The sequence below is a fragment of the Pseudomonas mohnii genome (genome assembly GCF_900105115.1).
GTDB lineage: Bacteria > Pseudomonadota > Gammaproteobacteria > Pseudomonadales > Pseudomonadaceae > Aquipseudomonas > Aquipseudomonas mohnii.
The window spans coordinates 5,387,599-5,395,000 of sequence record NZ_FNRV01000001.1 but is presented as its reverse complement, the minus strand read 5'-3'; the positions used below and the strand labels follow the sequence as shown (position 1 = coordinate 5,395,000).

The following is a 7,402-nucleotide window of genomic DNA, read 5'->3' as shown; positions in this document are numbered from 1 at the left end:
CCGTTTCGACTGCGCCGGAAGTGGGGCGAATTATAGGCTTCCAGAATCTGTCGTCAAGCACTGATTTGGGTTTTCTATCAGACAGACAAAATCACCGCTTATATATAGACGTGCCTGCAACGATTGCGCAGTATATTGCCCATTACCAAGAACAATACCCCAAGCTCTCTACCTTCGGACGATGCCACTCAATGAATGATCAGCCTCGCAGCCTTGCCTCGACCTTGTTTTCGGTCGGCCTGCTATTAATAGCCATGGCATCGATCCAGTCCGGAGCCTCCCTGGCCAAAAGCATGTTCCCTATTGTCGGCGCACAGGGAACCACCACTCTGCGCCTGATCTTTGCCAGCGTAATCATGCTGCTGTTGCTCCGACCATGGCGGGCGAAGCTCACGGCAAAATCGCTGCGCACTGTCATCGTCTATGGCATGGCACTGGGCGGAATGAACTTCCTCTTCTATATGTCTTTGCGCACGGTTCCGCTAGGGATCGCGGTGGCGCTGGAGTTCACCGGGCCATTGGCGGTTGCCATCTACGCTTCACGCCGAGCTATCGACTTTTTATGGATCGCCCTGGCAGCTGTCGGTCTCCTGCTATTGATTCCCACAGGAGCAACCACAGCGAGCATCGATCTGGTGGGTGCCGGTTATGCATTGGGGGCCGGTGCCTGCTGGGCGCTGTACATTCTTTTCGGCCAAAAGGCCGGTGCCGACAATGGTGTGCAAACCGCCGCGCTGGGGGTAATGATTGCTGCGCTGTTCGTAGCCCCCATCGGGATTGTTCATGCGGGGGCCGCGCTGCTGACCCCCTCACTGATCCCGATCGCCCTCGGCGTCGCCATTCTCTCCACCGCACTGCCTTACACCCTGGAGATGGTCGCCCTCACACGCATGCCGGCCAGGACTTTCGGCACATTAATGAGTATTGAACCCGCTATTGGCGCCCTTTCAGGGTTGCTGTTCCTCCACGAGTACTTGTCGCTGTCACAGTGGATGGCCATCCTGTGCATCATTCTGGCTTCCGTCGGTGCCACCATGACGATGGGCAGTGCCGCAAAGCCCGCTGTTGCGGCAGATTGATACAGGAATTGACGAGACTCTGGTATTTACCGCTCAATTAGGCCATGTTTAGGCCCGCAACCCAGTGACAAACATGGACTTTTCAAGACAGGGATATCAGAACGCTTCATGCGAAAGCGATTACAGCCGAACCCGGGCAAAAGACCCGGGACGCTACAAGGACAGCAATGAAACGAATTTTGATACTGATCGCCGTACTTGCAGTTGCGGGCTGCGCGGCGACATCCCAAACCCAGATCAAACACGGCAAGAAAGGACTGCATATCAACTGTTCCGGGCTGTCGTCTTCCTGGGACAAGTGTTATGCGAGTGCCGCGAACTCATGCGCCCCCAAAGGCTACAAAGTCATCGCCAAGTCAGGGGATGTCGTGGAAGAACCGGGGGATTACCCTTTTGGCCTCAATCCGGCCGGGTATACAAGCCGCAGCATGATCGTCATCTGCAAATAGCTTGAAGCCGCCGTGTCAGGCTCTCGGACTTGCAATCTGGCGGCTGGTCTCATCATAACTGGACTTCAGCACCCTGCGCTGCAGCTCCGGAGTAACGAGCATCCGAGCCACCACCAACGCCCCGATGCACTGCGACAGAATGGCCCAAGCCAGGCTGTCGCTCTCTAGTACCTGCGCCCAGCTTTCCTGAAGCTGGCAGATCCAGTGCTCTGCCTGCTGCCGTATCACTACGTCGGAACGGGCGATCTCGGCACCCAGGACCGGTAATGCACAACCGGTTTCCGGATGATCGACGTGGGACATGCTCAAGTAATGCTTCAAGCATCGCTCGAGTTTATCCCGGTCCTGATCAGCCCCCAGTCGTTCCAGGCTTTGACGCAACTCACGCTCGACAATGGACGCGAACAGCTCGTCCTTCGACGAGAAATGGTTGTAGAACGCGCCCCCGCTCAAACCGATCGCTTTCATCAAGCCGTCCACGCCCACACTGGAAAAACCAGACTTCTTGGCCGACACCGAGCTGCTTTGCAGCAGTTTTTCCTTGGTTTCCAGCTTGTGATTGGCCGAGTAACGCATTGCCTTCCCCCTGAGTTGATCGCCTTGACGCTGGCCCGATCGTAGCATAACGTTCGTTCAGTTAACGATCGTTTATCAAAGGGCTACCCATGAATAACAAGAAGGTCGTACTGGTTGTAGGGGCAGGTGATGCCACAGGTGGCGCCATCGCCAAACGCTTTGCACAGGAAGGTTTCATCGCCTGCGTCACACGGCGCAGTGCGGAAAAACTCCAGCCGCTGGTAGATTCCATCAAGGCCAATGGTGACGAGGCCCATGGTTTTGCCTGCGATGCACGCAAGGAAGATGACGTGATCGCACTGGTCGAGCAGATCGAAAGCGAAATTGGCCCCATCGAGGCGTTCGTGTTCAACATCGGCGCCAACGTGCCTTGCAGTATTCTCGAAGAAACCTCCCGCAAGTATTTCAAGATTTGGGAAATGGCCTGTTTCTCAGGGTTTCTCAATGCCCGTGAAGTGGCCAAACGCATGGCCAAACGGGAACGGGGCACGATCCTCTTCACCGGAGCCACTGCTGGAATGCGTGGTGCCGCAGGCTTTGCCGCATTTGCAGGTGCCAAGCACGGGATTCGTGCATTGGCGCAAAGCATGGCTCGCGAACTAGGGCCGATGAACATCCATGTCGCCCACATCATCGTCGACGGCGCCATCGATACCGATTTCATCCGCGACAACTTCCCCGAAAAGTACGCGACCAAGGACCAGGACGGCATCCTCAATCCCGATCACATTGCCGAGAACTACTGGTACCTGCACAGCCAGCCACGCGACGCCTGGACCTTTGAACTGGACCTGCGCCCCTGGAACGAACGCTGGTAAGCCCTCCCGAATAACAATAAGCATAGAGCATCAACCATGAGCAAAACCGTGGAATTCTATTTTGACCTGGGCAGCCCGGCCACCTATCTGGCATACACGCAGCTGCCAAAGATCTGTGAGCGAACCGGCAGCCAGCTGACCTATATTCCGATCCTGCTCGGCGGCGTGTTCAAAGCCACCGGCAACGCCTCGCCAGCGACCGTCCCGGCCAAGGGCCGCTACATGTTTCAGGACCTCGACCGTTATGCCAAACGCTACGGCGTGCCACTGAAATTCAACCCGCATTTCCCGATCAACACCTTGATGCTCATGCGCGCCGTCACCGGCATGCAGCTGCGTCATCCAGAGCGCTTTGCCACCTTCATCGATTGCCTGTTCAAGGCGCTTTGGGTCGACGGTCGCAACCTCGACGAACCGGCAACGGTTGCGGCAGTGCTGACCGAGAACGGCTTTGACCCCAACGAAGTGCTGACCCTGACCGCCGATGAGCACATCAAGGCCGCGCTCAAGGACAACACTGAGAAAGCGGTGCAACGCGGCGTTTTCGGCGCACCCAGCATGTTTGTCGATAATCAGCTGTTCTTCGGCCAGGACCGTCTGGACTTCGTCGTGGAAGCCCTGGGTTAAATGTCGATGACCAACCGCCCTTGCGCCGCTCCCGACAGGAGCAGCTCATGGGCGGCCTCGGCGGATTCCAGGTTGAACCGGTGCGGATCGAGAATGGGCACCACACTGCCCGCTTCTATCAGCCGCGCCGCCTCCTGAAGGATACGGCCATGGTGCTCACGCCCCTTCCCTGTCAACAACGGTAACAAGGTGAACACGCCGGAATAGGTTGCTCCGCGAAAGGACAGCGGTGCCAGGCTGTGCTGCCCCCAACCGAGGCAACTCACCACATGACCGTGATAGACCCGCGCCGCCTTGAATGACGCATCCAGGGTTTCACCGCCGACCGTGTCATAGACAATGTCAAAACCCTCCCCGTCCGTGTGCTCAGCCACATAGGCCTCCACCGAGGTCTTGCGGTAATCAATGAAGGTCGCGCCCAAGCCTTCGATGATTTCCTGCTGTCCCGTCGACCCGGTGGCGAACACCTTGGCACCGAACGCGCGGGCGATTTGCACCGCCACATGACCGACACCTCCCGCACCACCGTGAATCAGCACTTTCTGACCCGCACGCACCCGAGCGCGGTCAACCAATCCCTCCCATGCCGTAATCAACACCAACGGCAATCCCGCCGCTTCGCGCATGCTCAGATTGACCGGCTTGCGCGCCAGCAGACGCGCATCGACCACCGCGTACTCAGCCAGTGAACCCTGGACACCGCCGATCCCCGTCGCCATGGCATACACCTCGTCGCCGGGCAGCCAATCACGGACGTCCTCGCCTGAGGCTTCGATGGTGCCCGCCAGATCCATACCCAGTACCGCTGGCAGTGACTGGCGCGCGTGGGTGGCCTGCCCCGATCGGATTTTCCCGTCCAACGGATTTACCCCGCTGGCAGCGACCCGCACCAGTACCTGTCCGGCTCCGGGCACCGGTCGCTGAATCGAAGCCAGGCGCAGGGGGGCATTAGCAGAGTCAACCATCAGCGCGCGCATATGCAGTGAGTCATTCATTTCGGCTATTCCCGTCAAAGGTGGTGGTAGAGCCATCTTCCAGCACGCTACTCATGCCGATAAGACGCCAAATAGCTATAGTGACCATGCCCATCTGGCATCAATGAGAAATCCCGTGGACAAACTCAATGCAATGGCCATTTTCGTCCGGGTGGTCGAACGCGGCAGCTTTTCCGCCGTCGCCCGGGAAATGCAGACCAGCCAGCCGACCATCAGTAAAGTACTGCGCGCCCTGGAAACCGAACTGGGTGGAAAGCTGATCACACGCAGTACCCGTCGGTTATCCCTGACCGATGAAGGCCAGCGCTACTACAGCGAATGCCGACAAATCCTCGCCGCCGTCGATGCAGCCGAGCACAGTTTCCAATCCGGCAGAGAAATGATCGCCGGTCACCTGCGCATCGGCTCGTCGGTCAGCTTCGGGCGCTTGCAGATTGCTCCGCGCCTGCCGGCATTCCTCAAGCGATATCCAGAGATTGAAATCGACCTGCAACTGAATGATCAGAACCAGGACCTGGTCAGTGAAGGTCTGGATGTGACGTTCAGGATCGGGCAATTGAATGACAGTGGCCTGATCGCTCGTCACATCGGTACCACCCACCGGGTAACCGTCGCAACTCCCGCCTACCTCAAGCAACACGGTCAACCACAAACACCGCAGCAATTGAGCAAACACAACTGCCTGCTATTCAACCTGCTGAACAGTCAGAACCTATGGGTTTACGAGCGCGACGAACAACTTCACGAGGTGCGGATCAAGGGCAACGCCCAAAGCAACAACTCCGAGGCGATCCGCGAGATGGTGCTGGGAGGCTTGGGGATTGCGTTATCGCCGGTCTGGCTGTTCAGCGAGGATCTGAAAGCCGGCAGAGTGATAGCGATTTTGCGGGAGTACACCGCGCAATCGCTGCCAATACATGCGGTGTCCCCGGCGAATCGTCGCCAATCCGCCAGGGTCAAAGCCTTTGTCGACTACATGAGCCAGGCACTACAAGCAGCGCCCGAACTGCAGGCGGTCAAATAGCCGCGGTACGGGTGTTCAACCACTCCAGTGCCGCACCGTCGAGCAACGGGCTCAAGCGCTCGCGCACTTCGGCGTGGTAAGCATTGAACCATTGCTTTTCTTCTTCCGTCAGCAGCGACGGCTCCAGGCACCGGGTGTCGATCGGACACAGTGTCAAGGTTTCGAACTTCAGGAATTCGCCGAATTCACTGGTGCCCGCTTCGCGGTTCATTGCCAGGTTTTCGATCCGCACACCCCAACGGCCCGGACGGTAAGTGCCTGGTTCGATAGAGGTGATCATGCCCGGTTGCATCGCGGTTTGCGGTGCGGGTGCGGCCTGGTAGGCAATGACTTGCGGACCTTCGTGAACGTTGAGGAAGTAGCCAACGCCGTGACCGGTGCCATGGCCGTAATCGACGCTTTCGGCCCAGATCGGCGCACGGGCAATCGAGTCCAGCAGCGGCGACAGGATGCCTTTCGGGAATTGCGCACGGGACAAGGCAATCACGCCTTTGAGCACACGAGTGCAATCGCGCTTCTGCTCGGCCGTCGGTGTACCGACCGGGACCATCCGCGTGATGTCCGTGGTGCCCCCCAAGTACTGGCCGCCGGAATCGATCAGCAGCAGACCATCACCTTCGATCACCGCGTGTTCTTCTTCGGTGGCGTGGTAATGCGGCATGGCGCCGTTGGCGTTGAACGCGGCGATGGTGTTGAAGCTCAGCGACACATAACCCGGGCGGCGTTCACGGGCGGCGGTCAGTTTCTCATCGATGGTCAGCTCGGTGATGCGTTCGCTGCCCGTGAGTGCCGAGTCCAGCCAGGTGAAGAATTCGCATAGCGCCGCGCCATCCTGCTCCATGGCCTGACGGATGTGCTCGGCGTCAGCCAGGCTTTTTTGCGACTTGGCCAGGGTGGTCGGGTTCAAGCCTTCGATCAACTTGACGCCGCTGTCGAGGTTATCCAGCAATCCCGCCGTGACCCGCGCCGGGTCGACCAGCAAGCTCGCCCCTTTCGGAACGACCCGCAGCGCGTCGGCCACTTCGCTGTAATCGCGCAGGGTCACGCCGTCCTGTTCAAGGACCGCACGCAGCTCGGCATCGACCTTGCTCAACGCCACGAACAGGGTGGCCTGCTGCTGGTTGATCAAGGCGAAGGAAACAAACACCGGATTGAACGACACATCGCCGCCGCGCAGGTTGAACAGCCAGGCGATGTCATCGAGGGTGGCGATGAAATGCCAGTCAGCGCCGCGCGCCAGCAGGGTTTCCCGCAGTATGGCGAGTTTTTCGCCACGGCTGACGGTCGCCTGCGGAGGCAAGTGCTGATAGATCGGTGCATTCGGCAGGCTCGGGCGGTCGCTCCAGACCTCGCTCAACAGATCGATATCCGTGCGCAGACGAGCGCCACGCTCCTCCAGCTTGCCGCTCAACGTACGTGCGGAGGCCACGGCCATCACCGCACCATCGACCGCGACCACACCGCCTTCCGGGGTTTGCTCAGCCAGCCAGTCCAGCGGCCCCGGTTGACCCGGTTGCAGCTTGACCAGTTCGATGCCGCTGCCCTTGAGTTCCTTGGTCGCCTGCTCCCAGTAACGGCTGTCGGCCCAGACACCAGCAAAGTCCGCAGTCACGATCAGGGTGCCGACCGAGCCATGGAAGCCCGACAACCACTGCCGGCCCTGCCAGTAGCCCGGCAGGTATTCGGACAGGTGCGGGTCCGCCGACGGCACCAGCAGGGCGTGAATACCCTCGTGGCTCATCAGTTCACGGGTTTGCACCAGGCGCTGGGGCACCGATCCATTGATCGAAGACTGCGTACTCATCATGACTCCTGCTAACCACTCATCATTATT

The 7,402-nt window shown here is 59.0% G+C and carries 8 protein-coding genes; 5 read left to right on the top strand and 3 right to left on the bottom strand.

Annotation, left to right across the window (positions count from 1 at the left end):
• Window positions 1–191: 191 nt before the first annotated feature.
• Entirely contained in the window at window positions 192–1,079 is an 888-nt protein-coding gene (gene rhtA, locus BLV61_RS25265) for a threonine/homoserine exporter RhtA (RefSeq protein ID WP_090468169.1), read from the top strand.
• 167 nt (window positions 1,080–1,246) lie between these two features.
• Window positions 1,247–1,528 (top strand): hypothetical protein, encoded by a 282-nt coding sequence (locus BLV61_RS25260; RefSeq protein ID WP_047527319.1) that lies wholly within the window; start codon window positions 1,247–1,249, stop codon window positions 1,526–1,528.
• 15 nt (window positions 1,529–1,543) lie between these two features.
• Here BLV61_RS25260 and BLV61_RS25255 read toward each other — a convergent pair whose 3' ends face one another.
• Window positions 1,544–2,104 carry a TetR/AcrR family transcriptional regulator gene (locus BLV61_RS25255; RefSeq protein ID WP_047527317.1) on the bottom strand — a complete coding sequence of 187 codons (561 nt, stop codon included), beginning with the start codon at window positions 2,102–2,104 and terminating at the stop codon, window positions 1,544–1,546.
• Between the two features lie 89 nt (window positions 2,105–2,193).
• On the opposite strand from BLV61_RS25255, the gene BLV61_RS25250 reads away from it, so the two are divergent.
• The gene (locus BLV61_RS25250) at window positions 2,194–2,922 is read left to right on the top strand and encodes an SDR family oxidoreductase (protein WP_090468166.1); all 729 of its coding nucleotides are present in this window, start codon (window positions 2,194–2,196) and stop codon (window positions 2,920–2,922) included.
• A 36-nt stretch (window positions 2,923–2,958) separates the two neighbouring features.
• Window positions 2,959–3,549, top strand: coding sequence for a 2-hydroxychromene-2-carboxylate isomerase (locus BLV61_RS25245; RefSeq protein ID WP_090468163.1), 591 nt, complete (start codon window positions 2,959–2,961; stop codon window positions 3,547–3,549).
• Here BLV61_RS25245 and BLV61_RS25240 read toward each other — a convergent pair.
• Window positions 3,546–4,544, bottom strand: a complete 999-nt coding sequence (locus BLV61_RS25240; protein ID WP_090468160.1) for a zinc-dependent alcohol dehydrogenase family protein — start codon at window positions 4,542–4,544, stop codon at window positions 3,546–3,548. The genes BLV61_RS25245 and BLV61_RS25240 overlap by 4 nt on opposite strands.
• Window positions 4,545–4,647: 103 nt before the next feature.
• Between BLV61_RS25240 and BLV61_RS25235 the strand changes: the two genes are divergently transcribed.
• Window positions 4,648–5,568 carry a LysR family transcriptional regulator gene (locus tag BLV61_RS25235; protein WP_208604214.1) on the top strand — a complete coding sequence of 307 codons (921 nt, stop codon included), beginning with the start codon at window positions 4,648–4,650 and terminating at the stop codon, window positions 5,566–5,568.
• Here the strand turns inward: BLV61_RS25235 and BLV61_RS25230 are convergent.
• Window positions 5,561–7,372: an aminopeptidase P family protein gene (locus tag BLV61_RS25230; RefSeq protein WP_090468156.1), complete on the bottom strand. Its 1,812-nt coding sequence runs from the start codon at window positions 7,370–7,372 to the stop codon at window positions 5,561–5,563. The genes BLV61_RS25235 and BLV61_RS25230 overlap by 8 nt on opposite strands.
• Window positions 7,373–7,402: the final 30 nt, after the last annotated feature.

Bases quoted from the DNA above. Each gene is read 5' to 3' on its own strand.
- rhtA (WP_090468169.1), top strand. From the start codon at position 192: ATGAATGATCAGCCTCGCAGCCTTGCCTCGACCTTGTTTTCGGTCGGC.
- BLV61_RS25260 (WP_047527319.1), top strand. From the start codon at position 1,247: ATGAAACGAATTTTGATACTGATCGCCGTACTTGCAGTTGCGGGCTGC.
- BLV61_RS25255 (WP_047527317.1), bottom strand. From the start codon at position 2,104: ATGCGTTACTCGGCCAATCACAAGCTGGAAACCAAGGAAAAACTGCTG.
- BLV61_RS25250 (WP_090468166.1), top strand. From the start codon at position 2,194: ATGAATAACAAGAAGGTCGTACTGGTTGTAGGGGCAGGTGATGCCACA.
- BLV61_RS25245 (WP_090468163.1), top strand. From the start codon at position 2,959: ATGAGCAAAACCGTGGAATTCTATTTTGACCTGGGCAGCCCGGCCACC.
- BLV61_RS25240 (WP_090468160.1), bottom strand. From the start codon at position 4,544: ATGAATGACTCACTGCATATGCGCGCGCTGATGGTTGACTCTGCTAAT.
- BLV61_RS25235 (WP_208604214.1), top strand. From the start codon at position 4,648: ATGAGAAATCCCGTGGACAAACTCAATGCAATGGCCATTTTCGTCCGG.
- BLV61_RS25230 (WP_090468156.1), bottom strand. From the start codon at position 7,372: ATGAGTACGCAGTCTTCGATCAATGGATCGGTGCCCCAGCGCCTGGTG.